The following is a 17,779-nucleotide window of genomic DNA, read 5'->3' on the forward strand; positions in this document are numbered from 1 at the left end:
TGGCAACGAAGCCTGACAGAATGGGTCCCGTGACCCGTGCTGACAACGTTGATGTGCCTGGACTTCTGATCGACGCCGAAATCGACGACATCCCCCCAGCGGCCCCGACGCGCCTTCCGGGCCAGTCGGGAGGCGGTCCCGAAAGCCCTCAGGGCAGCCGGCGCGCGCTCGTGTACCTGGGCCTCTGCCTGGTGCTCATCGGGCTGAACCTCCGCACGGTTTTCTCCAGTTTCGCCGCGGTTCTTCCGGAGATCACGTCCGACGCCGGCCTGCCGGGCTGGGCCGTGGTGGTGCTCACTACCGTGCCCGTGACGCTCCTGGGTGCCTTCGCACCGCTGGCCCCTGTCCTGGCCCGCCGGTTCGGCGCCGAACGCGTGCTGCTTGGTGCCATGACAGTACTCACGGCGGGGCTGCTGCTGCGGCCCGCGGACATCGGCGGCCTGGTGCCCGGTGCCGGCCACCTCCCTACCTTGCTGGCGGGAACTGCTGCCTGCGGTGCCGCCATCGCCCTGTGCAACGTGTTGCTGCCGGGGCTGGTGAAGCGCGATTTCCCGCACCGGCTGGGCCTCATGGGCGGCCTGTACACCACGGCGATCTGCGCGTCGGCCGCCCTCGGAGCCGGCTTTACCTACCCGGTCTTCACGGCGACGGGGGAGTGGACCTCGGCGCTGTGGTTCTGGGCCGTTCCTGCCGCCGTCGTACTTTTGCTGTTCCTTCCGGTGGCGCTGCGCCAGCACCCCGTCCGGCACCAGGCCGCCAACCTCGGCGTCAACGTGTGGCGTTCGGCGGTGGCATGGCAGGTGACCATCTTTATGGTGCTGCAGGCCATGATGTCCTTCAGCGTCTTTGCCTGGCTGGCGCCGATCCTGCGCGAACGCGGCGTGGACGGCGGCACGGCCGGCCTGATGGTCTCTGTTTCGATCGTGCTCCAGATGACGGGTTCACTGTTTGCCCCTGCACTGGCGGCGAGGTTCCGTGACCAGCGGGCCATCGCTGTAGTGGTGGCGCTGATGACCGGCGGCGGGTTTGCGCTGAGCATCTTCGGACCCCTGGAACTCATCTGGGTGTGGACCGGGCTGCTCGGCCTGGGCCAGGGAAGCCTCACCGCGGTTGCCCTGACTATGATCATGCTGCGGACCCGGGACGGGCACACGGCGGCGCACCTGTCCGGGATGATGCAGGGCGTGGGCTACGGGCTGGGTTCCACCGGCACGCTGATGGTGGGCCAGCTGCACCAGGCCACGGGATCGTTCACGGCCGCCGGGGTGCTGTTCCTGGTGGTCGGTTCGCTGGCCGCGGTGTTCGGTTACCGCGCGGGCCGGAACCGCTACATCGGCGACTCCAGCCGATCGGGCCATTAGCGTGCCCGATTCCGCCCTGCCGGCCACGCATTCCGCCACCACAGCCGGGATCCTGCAGCGACCGTACCTGTGGGTGACCATCGGCGCATGTGCCCTGGTGTTCCTCGCGGCCTTCGAATCGCTCGCCGTGACCACCATCATGCCTGTCGTCAGCCGCGAGCTCGACGGCGCCAGCCTGTATGCGCTGGCCTTCGCCGGTCCGCTGGCCACCGGCGTGATCGGGATGGTGGCGGCCGGAAACTGGTCGGACCGCCGCGGCCCAACAGTCCCGCTGTACGCCTCCGTGGCGTTGTTCGTGCTGGGCCTGATCATCGCGGGCACGGCCGTGTCCATGCCCATGCTGGTTGCCGGCCGCCTGGTGCAGGGACTTGGCGGCGGCGCTCTGACGGTTGCGCTCTACGTGGTGGTGGCCCGCGTCTACCCGGCCGTCCTGCACCCGGGGATCTTTGCCGCCTTCTCGGCCGCGTGGGTGATCCCGTCCCTGGTGGGCCCGTTCGCTGCCGGCATCGTGGCGGAGGTCCTGAGCTGGCATTGGGTGTTCCTGGGCGTGGTGGGGCTGGTGGTGCCCGCCCTCGTGATGATTGTTCCGGTGCTCCGCGGCATCGACCGGCCTTCTGAGCAGGGCACGGTCCCGCCCTGGGCGCTGGGCCGCCTGGCCTGGGCGGCGCTCGCCGCGCTCGCTGTGCTGGGGCTGAACCTCTCCGCCGGAGTCACTATCGCCGGCATTCCCGCAACCCCGGCACTCCTGGCCGCGGCCGCCGTCGTGATTGCCCTCGTAGCCGTGCGGCCGCTGGTACCGCGCGGAACACTGCTCGCCCGCCGCGGCCTGCCCAGCGTGATCCTGACCCGCGGCCTGGCGTCTGCCGCATTCTTCGGTGCCGAGGTCTACCTGCCGTACCTGCTGATCGAGGAGTACCAGTTCCCGCCGACGTTCGCTGGCCTGGCACTCACCGGAGGCGCGTTGTCGTGGGCAGCCGCTGCCGCCATCCAGGGCCGCCTCGGCACCCGGCTGCAGCACCGGGCGGCGGTGCGCATCGGCTCAGCGCTGGTGCTGGGAGCCATTCTCCTCACGTTGGCGACGTCGGCCCTTCACTGGCCTGCCGCCGTCGCGATTGCCGGCTGGCTCTTCGCCGGCGGCGGCATGGGGCTGCTGTATCCGCGGCTCAGCGTGATGACGCTCGCCATGTCCACCAAGGAAAACGAAGGATTCAACAGCTCGGCGATGTCCATCTCGGACTCGCTGGGCGGCGCGCTGGCGCTCGCCGCCACGGGCATCGTGTTCGCGGGATTTACGACGACGGCGGAATCGTTCGCGGGGGTCTTCGCGCTGACGGCGGTGGTGGCCGTCGCCGCGGTTGCGGTGGCGCCGCGGGTTTCCCGCTAACCACAAAACTCAAGCCAGCCGGGTGGCGCGGAGTACGGTATCGCCGATGATGGCTTCCTCGCCGTCCGGACCCGAAGCCGTCCGCTCCCGCGTGGTGTTGACCTCCAGCTGCCAGTCCGGCGAGTCCAGGCCGAGCTCCGCCACGAGCTGCGCCGGGGTGTAGAACATCTCCGGTCTGGTGTGGTTTCCCCACGGCGGCAGGTGGTCCGGATGATGGCCCACGATCAGCAGCGTGCCACCCGGCTTGACCGCCGCAGCCGCCGTCCGCAGCGGGCCCTGCCACGCCAGATGCGGGGAATGCAGGAACTGGGAGGACACCAGATCGAAGGTTGCCGTGGGCTGCCACTCCTCCAGATCACACTGCTCCCAGTGGATGCGGCTGGGAATTTCACCCGCGCCCTCGGCATGCACACTCTCGCGGTCCAGAGCCGACTTTTCGTGGGTGGCTGCCCGTTCCAGCGCGATGGCGGAAACGTCGACGGCGGTGACGGTCCAGCCCTGCTGGGCGAGCCAGATGGCGTCGGCACCTTCGCCGCAGCCCAAGTCCAATGCCTTGCCCGGCCGCAGTCCCGCGCCTTCGCGGACCAGTTGCGGGTTGGGCTTCCCGCTCCAGAATTTCGGCTTGCTCCGGTACCTTTCGTCCCACGCCTCCGCGGCACTGGGTTGGGGTGCATCCCCAAGCCGGGTGTCGCCGTCGTCCGTTGTGTCGTGGTGGTTCGCACCCTGTTGAGTCATGCCTCAAGCCTGCGCCTGCCAGGCACCCAAAGGCAACGCCAGCACCCCCTGCACCACGTACTTGAAAGAGGCCCAGGCGCGGGGATGGTACGCTTATGGGACTTGATGTGCAGTGATGCCCGCTCGTCCCTTGATTTGGGAAGCGGGTTTTTTCATGTGAGAGGCACATCCTGCGTCGATGAACGCGTTCCATTTGGTCCCAGCCGCCGCCCTGAATTGGGCAGCAGCACGGTTGATCACCTGACTTTTCTTCGGCGAAACCCTTGAGCCAACCGGCATCGGGGGCCGATATCCGCACGGATACCGCCTGAAAGACCATGAAATATATGACTACTTTTGCTGCCCTCGGCACGCCCAAAGCACTCGCCGACACCCTCACCGCACAGGGAATTGTTGAGCCGTTCCCAATCCAGGTCAAGACCCTCCCGGACACCCTGGCCGGACGCGACGTCCTGGGCCGCGGCCGCACCGGCTCCGGCAAGACCATCGCTTTCGCCATCCCGCTTGTAGCACGACTCGCTGAGCGGGAAGCCAAGCACTTCCGCAAGCCCGGCCGCCCCATGGGCCTGGTCCTCGCACCGACCCGTGAACTGGCCACCCAGATCAACGCCACCATCGAGCCGATGGCCAAGGCCATGGGCCTGACCACCACCGTGATCTACGGCGGCATCTCCCAGGCACGCCAGGAAAAGGCACTGCGCGCCGGCGTCGACATTGTCATCGCCTGCCCGGGCCGCCTGGAGGACCTGATCCGCCAGCGCATCCTGACCCTCGAAGGCGTCGAGATCACCGTACTGGACGAGGCCGACCACATGGCCGACCTCGGCTTCCTCCCGGTGGTCAAGAAGCTCATGGACATGACCCCCAGCCAGGGCCAGCGCCTGCTGTTCTCCGCAACCCTGGATAACGGCGTGGACAAGATCGTCCAGCGCTACCTGTCCAACCCGCTGACCCACGCCGTGGACGAATCACAGGCCGCGGTGACCACCATGGAGCACCACGTCCTGGTGGTCAACGACCAGACCGTCAAGAAGCAGCTGATCGTGGAGCTCGCCTCGGGCGCTGGCCGCCGCGTACTCTTTATGCGGACCAAGCACCACGCCCGCAAGCTGGCCAAGACCCTGACCGACGCCGGGATCCCCGCCGTCGATCTGCATGGCAACCTCTCGCAGAACGCCCGTGACCGCAACCTGGCCGAGTTTTCCTCCGGTGACGTCCGCGTACTGGTGGCCACCGACGTCGCAGCCCGCGGCGTCCACGTGGATGACGTCGAACTGGTGATCCACGTGGATCCGCCCACAGAGCACAAGGCATATCTCCACCGCTCAGGCCGTACGGCCCGCGCAGGTTCGGATGGCACCGTTGTCACGCTGACCCTCCCGGAGCAGCAGTCCGACGTCAAGAAGCTGATGAAGGCTGCGGGCGTCGAGGTTAACTTCGAGCGCGTCACCGCCAACTCCCCGCTGGTCGCTGAGCTCGTGGGCGAAATGGCCGACAAGATCGATCCGCGCACCCGCGCCGCTCTGCTGGCCAAGAAGTCCGCGCAGGGCGGCGGCACCTCCACGGGTGCCAACGCCGAGCGCAAGCGCGCCCGCCGCAGCCAGGAAGGCCCCATCGCCGGTGGCCGTGGCGGCCGTGGTGGACGTGGACGCGTCTCCGCTGAGCCGACCCGCACCGATCTTCCCCGCGCCGAGCGCCGCGCTGTTGCCTATGAAGGCCGCACCGAGGCGCGGGCAGCATTTGACCGGGTAGCTGAGCAGAACGAGGACCGCGCCATTGCAGCAGCTGCTGCTCGCCGCAATTCCCGCGGCCACGGCGCCACAGGCTCCACGCACCGCAACGACGTCCCCGCAGCAGGTGGCCGTGCAGCGGCCGGCCGCGGTTCAGACGGCCGTTCGGATTCACGCGTGACCCGCAGCGATGCTCCCCGTGGCGGCACGGGCCGCCCGGCTACCACCGGCGGACAGCGCGGCGGACGTCCGGCAACGGGCCAGCGCGCAGCCGGGGCCCGCACCGCCGGCGCCGGTGCAGGTGCCCGCACGGGTGGATCCGGCCAGCGCGCCGGAGCCTCCACAGGTAACTCGGGCAACGGCGGCAATGCCGGGAACAAGGCTGTTTGGTCCTCCAATACCGGCGGCACGTCCGGCGGCTCGTACGCCGGCAACGGTGGCGGCAATGGCCGTCCGGCACGCAGCGGTCCCCGCCGCGCGTCGGCCCCGGCCTCGAACGAACGCCGCAGCCGCTAAAGTCCCTTAACTACCATCGAGTGCTCCGTAACCGCCGTTTAGAAGGTTCATAACGGCAGGTACGGAGCACTCGATGAGTTAAGCCCTACCATCCGCGGGCGCGCCACTCCTCCAGGTGCGGGCGTTCCGCGCCCAGGGTGGTGGGGCTGCCGTGACCCGGGTGCACCATGGTGTCATCCGGGTAGGCCTCGAACAGCCGCGCGGTGACATCGTCCAGCAGCGACGTGAACCGCTCAGGATCCTTCTGGGTGTTGCCCACGCCGCCCGGGAACAATGAATCCCCGCTGAAGATGTGGGCCGGTCCTTCCGGGTCCTGGTACACAAACGCGATGGAGCCCGGGGTGTGCCCGCGCAGGTGCACGGCGGTGAGCTCGAAGCCGTCCACGGCGCAGGTATCCCCATGCTCCAGGATCCGGTCCACGGGCACTGGCAGCGCCGCGGCGTCGTCCTTTCCGGCAACGGTTGGCGCGCCGGTCCCTTCCACCAACGCCGGCAGTGCCCGGACATGGTCCCAATGCTGGTGCGTCGTTGCAATCTGCACCAGTTTGGGCGTGGCCGCGGTATCCGCAGCGGCGTCCTGCAGCATCGCCTGGATGGCCGGAAGGTCGTCTGCGGCATCAATCAGCAGCTGTGCGCCGCTGGCCTTCGCGGTCAGCAGGTACACGTTGTTGTTCATCTCGCTGACGGAGATGCTGCGGATGGTGATGTCGCGTAGGTCGTGAATGAGCGTGTCCATGGGCATCAGTCTATTCACGGCCCTGGGACACCCAGTTGGCGTCCGCCGAGCGGGAGCCGACGACGGCGTCCGCAGCCTGGTCCAGCGCCTCCAGTTGCGCCGGGGTCAGGTCCAGGGACAGGGCGCCCAGGTTTTCGTCGATCCGGTGCGTTCTGCGCGTGCCGGGGATGGGGACCACGGCCAGTCCCAACCGTTTGCACTGCGCCAGCAGCCAGGCAAGTGCAACCTGGGCGGGCGTTGCGGACAGCTCGGCCGCGACCGACCGCACGGCCGCCACGACTCCCTGGTTCGCGTCAAAGGCGTCCGCGGCGAACCGCGGGATCCGGCGTCGGAAGTCGTTTGCTCCCAGGCTGGAAGCGTCCACCGTGCCGGTGAGGAATCCCCGGCCCAGTGGCGAATACGGCACAAAGCCCACACCCAGGCTGGCCGCGGCCGGAACTACGTTGCGTTCCACGTCGCGGCTCCAGATGGACCATTCGCTTTGGACCGCGGCGATGGGGTGCACGGAGTGGGCTTCGGCCAGCTCCTGCGCGGTCACCTCTGACAGGCCAAGGTGTTTGACCTTGCCCTGCTGCACCAGCCCCGCCATGGCCTCCACGGTTTCCACAATCGGAACGCGGAGGTCACGGCGGTGCATGTAGTAGAGGTCGATCACGTCCGTGCCAAGCCGCTTCAGGCTGGCGTCGACAGCCTGCCGGACGTAGGCGGCATCTCCTCGGACATCCGTGTAGCCATCAGCCGGCGAGCCCACCAGGGAAAACTTGGTGGCGAGCTGCACTTCACCCCGCCGGTCCTTGAGCAACTGCGCGATGAGTTGCTCGTTGCTGCCTCCGCCGTAGATGTCCGCGGTGTCAATGAAGCTGACGCCGGCATCCACCGCATGGTGCAGGGTTTTGAGGGCCTCGTGCGAGTCAACGTCGCCGTAGACCGGGGTGAGGGCCATGCCGCCGAAGCCGAGGGGGCTGACGTTCAGGCCGTCGCCGAGGTGTACCAATGCTGCAGTCATGAGCGCTCTCCATTCGTTGGGGACTCTCGTCCCAGCCAAGAACCCTTACCCCGGCCTGAGTATTCCTGGCCGGCGTCCTGGTCCCACGGGATGATCCGGTCGGCGCCCTGGCGCGTTGCCTCGATCATCACAGCGTTGGCCTCATCCGGTCCTGCCGCCCACGCCTCCGCAGCGGCCCGATCCATGCCGAACTCCACGTGCCGGTCCACCAGCCGGGCCAGCCGAAGCGCGGGAGGGGTGTCCATAAACCAGACCTCATCCAGCTGCGCCCGGACATCCTTCCACGCGGGTGTCTCCGCCAGCAGATAGTTTCCCTCGGTGATCACCAGCGGCACGGACGCGGGGACTGCGATGGACGCGGCCACCGGCTCGTCCAAAGTCCGCCGGAACTCCGGTGCGTACACCACTGCCTCGTCCCGGCGCACGAGCCGCTGCAACAGCGACAGGTACCCGCCGGCGTCGAACGTGTCCATTGCGCCCTTACGCTGCCGCAGCGGTGTGCCCTCGATGATCGCGTTGCCCAGATGGAAGCCATCCATGGGCACTACTACGGCGAGTTCCGGGCCGAACTCCCGCTGCAGCCGGGCCGCGAACGTGGACTTGCCGGAGCCGGGCGCGCCCGTGATGCCCAGAAGTGTACGCCGGCTGCCATCGAGCCTGTGCCGCAGGGCGTCGAGTGCCTTCTGTACTTCGGGGGAGTCCATGGCAAAAGCCTAAACCGGCCGCTGGTTCTTCCCGGTTTCCACTATCGGAACGAGGAGGTCACGGCGGTGTGGGTGCAGTCATCTTCGGACCGGACGGCAGCCATGAGAGACTTCGTGGACCCACGCTTTCACCGCTGGCTCCCTCTTTTCCGCTTGATCTGGCCCTGTGCACCCCCTACGTCGGCTCCGTAGGTTTATGGCTACACCAGGAGGAGTGATCTGAATCACCCAGTGATTGCAGTACGGTCCGACCCTCCGGTGGACCTGGCTTCGCGCTTCGTGGCGCGGGCACCGAAGTGCACTTCAACGGGTTTCGTCAGAGCATCTTGGAGGAAACGTGTATCAAGCCGAACCCCGGCAGGCCGACAATGCCGGCCTTAGCAAGGGCCTCAAGAACAGACACATGAATTTGATCGCCATTGGGGGCGTCATTGGTGCCGGGTTGTTCGTCGGCAGTGGCGTGGTGATCAGCAGCACCGGCCCGGCGGCCATCGTCTCGTTTGCGATCGCAGGAGTCATCACTTTGCTCCTCATGCGGATGCTGGCTGAAATGGCCGTAGCGCGTCCGGTGGTGGGCTCTTTTTATGTCTACGCACGCCAGGCACTGGGACAGCGGGCCGGTTTCGCCACCGGCTGGATGTACTGGTACTTCTTTGTGATTGTGGTGGCAGTCGAGGCGATTGCCGGTGGCCGGATCATCCAGCTGTGGTTCCCCATGGTTCCGTTGTGGATGCTCAGCCTGGGCCTGATGGTGGTACTGAGCGCCACGAACATGGCTTCGGCCCGCTCCTTCGGCGAGTTCGAGTACTGGTTCAGCTCCATCAAAGTTGTGGCCATCGTCTTGTTCCTAGGGCTGGGCGTACTGTGGATCACCGGCCTATGGCCCGAGTCGACGCCGGGGATCGGCAACCTCTTTGACCACGGCGGTTTCACGCCGCTGGGCTGGGGTGCCGTGCTGGCCGCCGTCGTTCCCTGTGTGGCCTTCTACACCGGCGCGGAAATCATCACCATTGCGGCCGCCGAGTCCGAAGACCCCGAGCGTTCCGTCAAGAAGGCCATGCGCTCCATCGTGGCCCGGGTGGTGACCTTCTACGTCGGCTCGATCTTCGTGGTGGTGGCGATCCAGAGGTGGGATGCCGAGAGCGTCGGCGTGAGCCCCTACGCGGCGGTGCTGGACGTCCTGGGTATCCCGGCCGTGTCCACCATCATGAACTTCATTGTCCTCACGGCAGTGCTCTCGTGCCTGAACTCAGCCCTCTACACCACCTCGCGCATGCTGTTTGCGCTCACCCGCAACGGCGATGCCCCCAAGTTCTTCACCAAGCTGTCTCGGAGCGGCGTTCCGCGCCGTGCCATCCTGCTGGGCACCACCGTGGGCTACGTTTCGGTGGTCTGTGTCTACGTGTGGGGCGATGTGGTGTTCGCCTTCCTGGTGAACTCCTACGGTGCCGTGGCGCTCTTCGTCTACCTGGCGATCGCACTGTCACAGGTGGTGCTGCGCAAGAGACTGGACCGCGACGACCCCGGGGCGCTGAAGCTTAAGATGTGGCTGTTTCCATGGCTGAGCTACGCAACCATCGCGCTCATGCTCTTGGTCATCGCCGCCATGGCCCTGCTGCCCAGCACCCAGACCCAGTTCGTGATGAGCGGCGTGACGCTCGTGATCATCCTCCTCAGCTACGAGCTACGCCGGCGCTACGGCCGTAAGCCAGGAGAAGAGGCCGGCAACGACGCCGCCGACCTTCCGGCAAATCCGTCCGTGGACCCCACGGCTGAAGGGCTCGAGGAGGAGCCCGACAAGCAGCCGGTAGCGGCCCGCCCCTGATCTTCAGGCCGGATGTCCGTCCGGTCCGTAAAGCCCGCCGCGGGGAAGTGCCAATGGAGGCACGTCCCCGCGGCGGGCTTTTGCGTTGAGCGGCTTCGCCGCACGGGGGTAGCGTCAGCGGCTTCCGGCAAGCATGGCCAGGACCTGCCCGACGACGGCGGCACTGCTTCCGCGCGAGAGGTCCAGTGCGATGTTCCTGCGGTAATACGGCGAGAGATCCAGCCCCACGCCCAGTCCGAAGATCTCCGCGTTGCCGGCAGCTTCGTGCGCCGCCACGACATCCCGTAGATGCTGTTCCAGGTAGTGGCCGTCGTTGGCCAGGGCGGTGGCGGCGTCCATCGGGCTGCCGTCGGACACCACCAGCAGTATCCGCCGTTCGGAGCCGCCGTTCCCCGTGCCGCCGTTCCCCGTGCCGCCGTTCCCCGTGCCGCCCCTGAGCCGAGCGCAGGCCCAGTCCACGGCCTCGCCGTCGACTCCTTCACGGAACAGGTCCTTCTTCATGAGCCCCGCAATGGCCGGGCGGGCCCGCCGCCATGGGGTGTCTGCGTCCTTGAAGACCAGATGCCGCACCTCGTTGAGCCGCCCCGGATGCGGTGGCCTGCCGGTACGGATCCAGTCCTTCCCGGCGCGGCCGCCGTTCCAGGCAGCTGTGGTGAAGCCGAGGACTTCGCAACGCGCCCCTGCCAGTTCCAGGGCGCGCGCGTAGACGTCTATCAGCGCGGCCACGGCGGCGCTGTGCTCCTTCATGGAACCGGAGCAGTCCACCAGGAACGACACCGAGGCGTCGGTCCGGGGTTCTATCCGTTCGGTCCTGAACACCCTGCGGTCCCCGGATGCCGTGACCAGCCGGGCGAGCCTGCTGCCGTCGAGCCGGCCCTCAACGGCGTCGCCGTCCCATCCGTCGTGGACGGCCGTGGACAGCACCGCGCCCAGGGCACGGCCCAGCCGGGGCACGTTGATGCCCCGCCTGGCAATGTCGTCGTCCAGCTGCTGCCGATAACCGCGCAGCAGTTCGGCGCGGACCAGGTCCGTGACCTGGAGCTCGCGGTCATAGGCCGTGGTGAACTTTCGGTAGCCGTCCTCGCCGGATTCCAGCGCATCGCTGTGCCCATACCCGGCGGTGGGGACGGCGTCCTCGTTGCTGTCCTGATCGAACAGCAGCTGGAACTGCGGCACGCGGCCGCCGGAGCGGGAGGGCCGCGCTTCCCGGGCTTCCAGGTGCTCGCTGATGGCGGCGACGGTCTCCGCGATGGCGAGGGCATGGCGGCCGAAGCCCGGCTGGGAGAACCGTTCCCGCCGCAGGGCGGCCAGATGCGTGCCGACGTGCGGGGCAAGCTCGGCCCGGGTGGATTCAATCCGGTCCTCGAAGTCCGGGGACATCGGCTCCGCGGTGATCCTCGCCCGGCAGACCTGGGCCACGGTGAAGAGGATGAGTCCCAGGTCCGTGTCCGCCAGGGTGGACGCCTCGAACTCCCGGGACCATTGCTGGAAGCGGCGGTTCATGTTGGCCCGGACCCCCGGCATGGCGGCGTCGGCCAGTGACTCGGTACGGAACTGTTCGAGCATCTCAAACACCAGCATTCGTGCCGGCGTTGCGGGGCAGAACTCCGCATGCAGAGCGGCATCGCTGTGCTGCAGCCGCAGCGCCATGCCGTCCGCCGCGCCGCGGAAGGCGTCCAAGCTAACGGCGTCCGTTCCCGGGTGGAGATGGGGCGCGGGCATGGCCACCGGGGTGCTCTCCCGGTACAGCGCGGGGCCGCGGAAGTGCAGGCCGCCCTGCCCGCTGAGCCCGCGCATGGCTGCGGCGCACAGTTCAAGGGTCTGCTTGCGGCGGCGCAGCGATGTGGCTGCGAGCTGCCGGGAGGCCCTCTCCGCCCGTTCCCTCTCCGCCTGCTCCGTCTGTTCCGCCAGGGAGGCCATGCGCGGCCCTTAGCTGGCCGCGGCGGCAGCGAAGGCGCGGGTTGGCGGCAGGTCGGCGGGCAGGTACCCCGAGGTCCGTGGCGCTTCCAGCTCCCGGTCAAAGCAGCGCTGGAAGAATTCGGCAATGAGCGGCTGCTCGGCTTCATCGCACTTGTTGACGAAGGACAGCTGGAACGCCTTGCCGGGGTCGCCGAAGATCCCGATGTTCTCGGCCCAGGTGATGACGGTGCGCGGGGACATCAGGGTGGACAGATCGCCCACCCGGAAACCGTCCCGCGTCAGCTTGGCCACGGCCACCATGGACGCCACCAGTTTCCGGCCGGCTGCGTCGTCCAGCTCAGGGACCCGCGCCAGCACGATCCCGATCTCGTCCTCCGCCGGGGGATGGTTCAGGGCGGCGACGATGTTCCAGCGGTCGATCTGCGCATGGTTGAGCCGCTGGACTCCGTGGTACATGCCGTTGAGGTTTCCCAGTCCCACGGTGTTGGCCGTGGCAAAGAGCCGGAACCCGGGGTGCACGTCTAGGACCCGGTTCTGGTCCAGCAGGGTCAGCTTGCCGTCGCGTTCCAGGAGCCGCTGGATCACGAACATCACGTCCGGGCGGCCGGCGTCGTACTCGTCCAGGATCAGGGCAACCGGCCGTTGGATGGCCCAGGGGACAATCCCTTCCTGGAACTCGGTGACCTGCTTGCCGTCCTTCAGCACCACGGTGTCGCGGCCCACCAGGTCAAGGCGGCTGATGTGGCCGTCCAGGTTCACCCGCACACAGGGCCAGTTCAGCCGCGCGGCCACCTGCTCGATGTGCGTGGACTTGCCTGTGCCGTGCAAGCCCTGGAGCAGCATCCGCCGGTTCCGGGTGAAGGCGGCCAGGATGGCCAGGGTGACGTCGTGGTTGAAACGGTAGGCGGGGTCCACCTCGGGGACATGCTCGTCGGCTTCCCGGAAGGCCGCCACCTTGAGGTCCGAATCGAGATTGAACACCTCGCGGACTGAAACCATCTCGTCCGGCATCAGGCGGCTCAGCTGGTCCACAGATCGTCCTCCATGCCGGGGCGGCCCGCGTCGATGCCGGCCGCCCCGGCCTGGCTTCCCCCGGTGGTGCTGCCGCCGTCGGCGGTTCCTTCCGCGGTGCCTGAACCGGCCTCGGCCTCGATCAGACCGATCGCCGCCGCAGCACGCTGCAGGGCCGGGAGCAGCTTCAGCCCCTTCTCGGGGGTGAGCCGCATGACCGGCGCCTGGACCGCGACGCAGAGGTTGGACACGGTGTTCGCTGTGGGAACCAGCACGGCCACGCACACCATGCCTGGGAGGAATTCCTCGTCGTCGATCGCGTAGCCGTCCCGGCGGACGCGCTGGAGTTCCTCCTCGATCAGCTCGGGGTCCGTCACGGTCTTGTTCGTGTAGCGTTCCAGCGGCGCGGCGGCAATGAGGCGCCTGCGCTGTGCAGGGCTGAGCTGGGAGAGGATCATCTTCCCGCTGGCCGAGCAGTGCACGGGCACCCGGGAGCCGGGCTGGAGGGTGATCCGCAGCGGTTCGGACGTTTCGATGCGGTCCAGATAGACCACTTCGCTGCCGGACACCGCCGTCACGTTGCAGCTCTCGCCCAGTTCCGCGACCAGGTTTCGAAGCACCGCGTGGCGTGCGCCGTGGTGCATGTCATTGATCAGCAGGTTCTCCGCCATGCGCCGCAGCCGGACCCCGGTGCCGAAGTGCCGGCCGTTGTTCTCCCGGATCAGAAGGCCGGAGCTTTCCAGCTGCTGCAGCATGCGGTGGAGCGTGGGCTTGGGTGTGCCTGTTTCCTCCACCAGGCCCTGGAGCGTGAAGAGCTGGTCCTTGGTGGCGATCAGTTCCAGCAGGGAGAACAGCCGCATGGTGGGTGTGTCCCCGGCCAGCTCCGTCGGCGCCTGCAGGGCGGGCTCGCCCAGCCTGTGAATCTCAGCCATTTTGTTGTCCTCCACTTGGTCAAGCCGCACCGAAATTGGCATCTGGTTCAAGAATATCGTACGCATCGTTCCGAATAATTGAAATACCCGTTGACGTTGTTGTTCTTTTGCCATAATCTCGGCATCAGCACCAAAACAGGAACGCTGCGTTCCATTTTTTATAGTCAAACGTATCTAGGCGAAATCCTGGAGGAGGAGCAATCATCATGAGCCAAGACACCGTCGAACTCTCATCCGTTGCCGACGACGGCACGGCAGAAGCGCTCGTCGCCGACTCATCCGAGGGGCAGGGCAAAGGCGCCCCGGCCCAGGCAGCGCCGGCCCAGGCCGCCCGCGAAGTCGCCAAGGGCGTGCAGAAAATGACACCGTCGGAGGCCTTCGTGGAGACGATGGTCGCCAACGACGTCACCGACATTTTCGGCATCATGGGTTCAGCCTTCATGGACGCCATGGACATCTTCGCCCCCGCAGGCATCCGCCTGGTTCCGGTGGTCCACGAGCAGGGCGCAGCCCACATGGCTGACGGCTATGCCCGTGCCAGCGGCCGCCACGGCGTGGTCATCGGCCAGAACGGCCCGGGCATCAGCAACTGCGTCACCGGCATCGCAGCGGCATTCTGGGCGCACAGCCCGGTGGTCATCGTGACGCCGGAAGCCGGCACCACGGGCATCGGCCTCGGCGGCTTCCAGGAGGCCAAGCAGCTGCCCATGTTCCAGGAATTCACCAAATACCAAGGCCACGTGACCCACCCGGCCCGCATGGCCGAATTCACCGGCCGCTGCTTCGACCGCGCCATGTCTGAAAACGGACCCACCCAGCTGAACATCCCGCGTGACTACTTCTACGGCGAGATCACTGTGGAGATCCCGCAGCCGCGCCGCGTGGACCGCGGCGCCGGCGGTACCAAGAGCCTGGACGAGGCAGCGGCCCTGCTCGCCACGGCCAAGTTCCCCGTGATCGTCTCCGGCGGCGGCGTCGTCATGGCCGACGGCGTGGAGGAATGCAAGGCCCTGGCCGAACGCCTGGGCGCCCCGGTGGTCAACAGCTACCAGCACAACGACTCCTTCCCGGCCAGCCACCCCCTCTGGGCCGGACCGCTGGGCTACCAGGGATCCAAGGCGGGAATGAAGCTCATCTCCCAGGCCGACGTCGTGATCGCCCTCGGCACCCGCCTGGGCCCGTTCGGCACCCTGCCGCAGTACGGCCAGGCGTACTGGCCCACCGAAGCGAAGATCATCCAGATCGACGCCGACCACACCATGCTGGGCCTGGTCAAGAAGATCAGCGTGGGCATCTGTGGCGATGCCAAGGCCGTGGCACTTGAACTGGGCAAGCGCCTGGACCAGCTCACCCTCGCCTGCGACGCCACGAAGGCCGAGCGTGCCGCCACCATCAAGGCTGAGAAGGAAAGCTGGGAAGAGGAACTCACCGCGTGGACGCACGAAAAGGATGAGTACAGCCTCGACATGCTCGAGGAGCACAAGAACGAGGACGGCAACTGGCTGTCCCCGCGCCAGGTCCTCCGCGAGCTCGAGAAGGCCATGCCGGAGAACGTCATGATCTCCACGGACATCGGCAATATCAACTCCGTGGCCCACAGCTACCTGCGCTTCGAGAAACCGCGCAGCTTCTTCGCCCCGATGAGCTTCGGCAACTGCGGCTACGCCCTGCCGACCATGATCGGCGCCAAGGCCGCGGCCATGGACCGTCCCGCCGTGGCCTACGCCGGCGACGGCGCCTGGGCCATGAGCATGGGCGAAGTCCTCACCGCAGTGCGGCACGACATCCCGGTTACCGCCGTCGTCTTCCGCAACCGCCAGTGGGGTGCGGAGAAAAAGAACCAGGTGGAGTTCTACAACCGCCGCTTCATTGCCGGCGAACTCGACAACGGCGAAAGCTTCGCCGCCATGGCCCAGACCATGGGAGCCGAAGGCATCGTGGTCGACCAGCTCGACGAGGTGGGCCCCGCGCTCAAGCGGGCGCTCGCCGCCCAGATGGAAGAGGGCAAGACCACGGTCATCGAGATCATGTGCACCCGCGAACTGGGAGACCCCTTCCGCCGCGATGCCCTCGCGAAGCCGGTCCGGACGCTCGAGAAGTACAAGGACTACGTGTAAATCCTCAGGTCAGTCCAGCCTTGCCTGTGGAGGTCTTCCGTGTGGAGGCCTCCACAGGCCTGCTTCTGGAGTTGTAGCAAGACGGAAGCGGACGCCGTGGTCCTGACTTACGGCTCCTCCTGCACGGTGCTGGTCCAGCAGCTCAGTCTTCCAGGCCCGGCCGCGACAGGGCCAGATTTCTCGGCCGACCCCATAGAAAAGGACGCTCATGAGTATCCAGTCAACGACCAACTCCCGGACCTCGCAGCAGGCGCTTGACGCCATCGCCACGGTCAGCACCGGCCTGTTCATCGACGGCGAATGGGCCGAAGCGGCGTCCGGGGCCCGTTTCGACGTCGTAAATCCCGCCACTGAAGAGGTCATCGCCACGATAGCTGACGGCGGTCCCGAAGACGCCCGCCGGGCCATCGAAACCGCCGGCCGCGTACAGAAGGAATGGGCCAAGACCTCGCCGCGCGAGCGGAGCGAGATCCTGCGCCGTGCCTACGACCTGATCACGGCCCGCCAGGATGAGCTCGCTCTCATCATGACCTCCGAGATGGGCAAGCCGTTCCCGGAGGCCAAGGGCGAAGCGGCCTACGCCGCGGAGTTCTTCCGCTGGTTCTCCGAGGAAGCCGTGCGGATCGGCGGCGACCTGACCACCACCGGCGACGGCAAGAACCGCGTCCTCGTCTCCAAGGAGCCCGTGGGCCCCTGCGTGCTGGTCACGCCGTGGAACTTCCCCCTGGCCATGGGCACCCGGAAGATCGGCCCGGCCATCGCGGCCGGCTGCACCATGGTGTTCAAGCCCGCCAACCTCGCCCCGCTGTCCTCCCTGGCGCTCGTGGACATCCTGATCGAGGCCGGCCTGCCCAGGGGTGTGCTCAACGTTGTCTGCACCACCAAGGCTGCGGAGGTGGTGTCGCCTTGGATGGCCAGCGGCATCGCCCGCAAGGTCAGCTTCACGGGCTCCACCGAAGTCGGCGTGCGCCTGCTCCAGCAGGCATCGCAGCACGTCATGCGCTCCTCAATGGAACTGGGCGGGAACGCCCCGTTCATCGTGTTCGAGGACGCTGACCTGGACCGCGCCGTGGATGGCGCAGTCGCCGCGAAGATGCGCAACATGGGCGAGGCCTGCACGGCAGCCAACCGGCTCTTTGTGCAGCGCCCCATCGCGGACGAATTCGCCCGACGGCTGGCCGCCCGCCTCAGTGCCCTTTCGGTGGGCGACGGAGCCGACTCCGGCACCGACGTCGGGCCCCTCGTCGAAGAGAAGGCACTCACTAAAATGCAGGAACTGGTGGACGACGCCGTGTCCAAGGGCGCCACGGTGGTGTGCGGTGGCTCCCGCCCGGACCGCCCCGGCTACTTCTACACTCCTACTGTTTTGTCCGGCGTCAGCCCGGATTCCGACCTGATGAGCCAGGAGATCTTCGGGCCCGTGGCTCCTGTGGTTCCCTTCGACACCGAAGAGGAAGTCACCCGCCTGGCCAACGACACCCCGTGGGGGCTGGTGGGCTATCTCTTCACACAGGACGTGGACCGGGGCTTCCGCATGGGCGACGCCCTTGAAGTTGGCATGGTTGGGCTCAACACTGGAATTGTCTCCAACCCTGCGGCGCCCTTCGGCGGCATCAAGGCCTCCGGCCTGGGCCGCGAGGGTGGCCGGGTCGGAATCGAGGAATTCCTCGAGACCAAGTACATGGCTATTCCCCGCGTCTAAGCCCAGGCTAAGGCGCGGCCGGCTGCTGCCGTGGGGCTACCAGAAGCTGGTGCCCCACGGCATACCGGGATGTCTGGCGGCAATTTTCTCCGCCGCATGC

13 protein-coding genes are annotated in these 17,779 nt (G+C 67.3%); 6 read left to right on the plus strand and 7 right to left on the minus strand.

What is annotated here, in order from left to right; translation table 11 throughout:
• Nucleotides 1-20: 20 nt before the first annotated feature.
• Nucleotides 21-1,361: an MFS transporter gene (locus tag NG696_RS13795; protein ID WP_374211228.1), complete on the plus strand. Its 1,341-nt coding sequence runs from the start codon at nt 21-23 to the stop codon at nt 1,359-1,361.
• A 1-nt stretch (nt 1,362) separates the two neighbouring features.
• Nucleotides 1,363-2,745 (plus strand): MFS transporter, encoded by a 1,383-nt coding sequence (locus tag NG696_RS13800; RefSeq protein WP_252575828.1) that lies wholly within the window; start codon nt 1,363-1,365, stop codon nt 2,743-2,745.
• A 9-nt stretch (nt 2,746-2,754) separates the two neighbouring features.
• Here the strand turns inward: NG696_RS13800 and NG696_RS13805 are convergent, their stop codons facing one another.
• Nucleotides 2,755-3,480 carry a class I SAM-dependent methyltransferase gene (locus tag NG696_RS13805; protein WP_252575829.1) on the minus strand — a complete coding sequence of 242 codons (726 nt, stop codon included), beginning with the start codon at nt 3,478-3,480 and terminating at the stop codon, nt 2,755-2,757.
• Between the two features lie 326 nt (nt 3,481-3,806).
• On the opposite strand from NG696_RS13805, the gene NG696_RS13810 reads away from it, so the two are divergent.
• On the plus strand, nt 3,807-5,726 hold the full coding sequence (locus tag NG696_RS13810) for a DEAD/DEAH box helicase (protein ID WP_252575831.1): 1,920 nt from the start codon (nt 3,807-3,809) through the stop codon (nt 5,724-5,726).
• Between the two features lie 85 nt (nt 5,727-5,811).
• Here the strand turns inward: NG696_RS13810 and NG696_RS13815 are convergent, their stop codons facing one another.
• The 3 genes from NG696_RS13815 to NG696_RS13825 are packed head-to-tail and all read right to left on the minus strand — an operon-like array spanning nt 5,812 to nt 8,172.
• Complete coding sequence (locus NG696_RS13815) at nt 5,812-6,462, minus strand: MBL fold metallo-hydrolase (RefSeq protein ID WP_252575833.1); 651 nt, start codon at nt 6,460-6,462, stop codon at nt 5,812-5,814.
• 10 nt (nt 6,463-6,472) lie between these two features.
• Complete coding sequence (locus NG696_RS13820) at nt 6,473-7,468, minus strand: aldo/keto reductase (RefSeq protein ID WP_252575835.1); 996 nt, start codon at nt 7,466-7,468, stop codon at nt 6,473-6,475.
• The gene (locus NG696_RS13825) at nt 7,465-8,172 is read right to left on the minus strand and encodes a nucleoside/nucleotide kinase family protein (protein ID WP_252575837.1); all 708 of its coding nucleotides are present in this window, start codon (nt 8,170-8,172) and stop codon (nt 7,465-7,467) included. The genes NG696_RS13820 and NG696_RS13825 overlap by 4 nt, the downstream gene beginning before the upstream one ends.
• A 403-nt stretch (nt 8,173-8,575) precedes the next feature.
• Between NG696_RS13825 and NG696_RS13830 the strand changes: the two genes are divergently transcribed.
• Nucleotides 8,576-9,997 (plus strand): amino acid permease, encoded by a 1,422-nt coding sequence (locus NG696_RS13830; RefSeq protein ID WP_252575839.1) that lies wholly within the window; start codon nt 8,576-8,578, stop codon nt 9,995-9,997.
• A gap of 114 nt (nt 9,998-10,111) precedes the next feature.
• Here the strand turns inward: NG696_RS13830 and NG696_RS13835 are convergent, their stop codons facing one another.
• Genes NG696_RS13835 through NG696_RS13845 form a run of 3 tightly spaced genes read right to left on the minus strand, consistent with a single transcriptional unit; the run spans nt 10,112 to nt 13,860 of the window.
• Entirely contained in the window at nt 10,112-11,917 is a 1,806-nt protein-coding gene (locus NG696_RS13835) for a cobaltochelatase CobT-related protein (protein ID WP_252575841.1), read from the minus strand.
• A gap of 9 nt (nt 11,918-11,926) precedes the next feature.
• The gene (locus NG696_RS13840; protein ID WP_252575843.1) at nt 11,927-12,949 is read right to left on the minus strand and encodes an AAA family ATPase; all 1,023 of its coding nucleotides are present in this window, start codon (nt 12,947-12,949) and stop codon (nt 11,927-11,929) included.
• A complete protein-coding gene (locus NG696_RS13845; protein WP_252575845.1) occupies nt 12,937-13,860 on the minus strand; it encodes an IclR family transcriptional regulator in 924 nt (307 codons plus the stop codon). The genes NG696_RS13840 and NG696_RS13845 overlap by 13 nt, the downstream gene beginning before the upstream one ends.
• Before the next feature lie 206 nt (nt 13,861-14,066).
• On the opposite strand from NG696_RS13845, the gene xsc reads away from it, so the two are divergent.
• Together xsc and NG696_RS13855 are read left to right on the plus strand one after the other, a co-directional pair.
• Entirely contained in the window at nt 14,067-15,977 is a 1,911-nt protein-coding gene (gene xsc / locus NG696_RS13850) for a sulfoacetaldehyde acetyltransferase (protein ID WP_252575846.1), read from the plus strand.
• A 208-nt stretch (nt 15,978-16,185) separates the two neighbouring features.
• Nucleotides 16,186-17,679, plus strand: a complete 1,494-nt coding sequence (locus NG696_RS13855) for an NAD-dependent succinate-semialdehyde dehydrogenase (protein ID WP_252575848.1) — start codon at nt 16,186-16,188, stop codon at nt 17,677-17,679.
• The last annotated feature ends 100 nt before the right edge of the window (nt 17,680-17,779 follow it).

It is taken from the genome of Pseudarthrobacter cellobiosi (genome assembly GCF_023913755.1).
In the GTDB taxonomy this organism is placed as follows: Bacteria; Actinomycetota; Actinomycetes; order Actinomycetales; family Micrococcaceae; genus Arthrobacter; species Arthrobacter cellobiosi.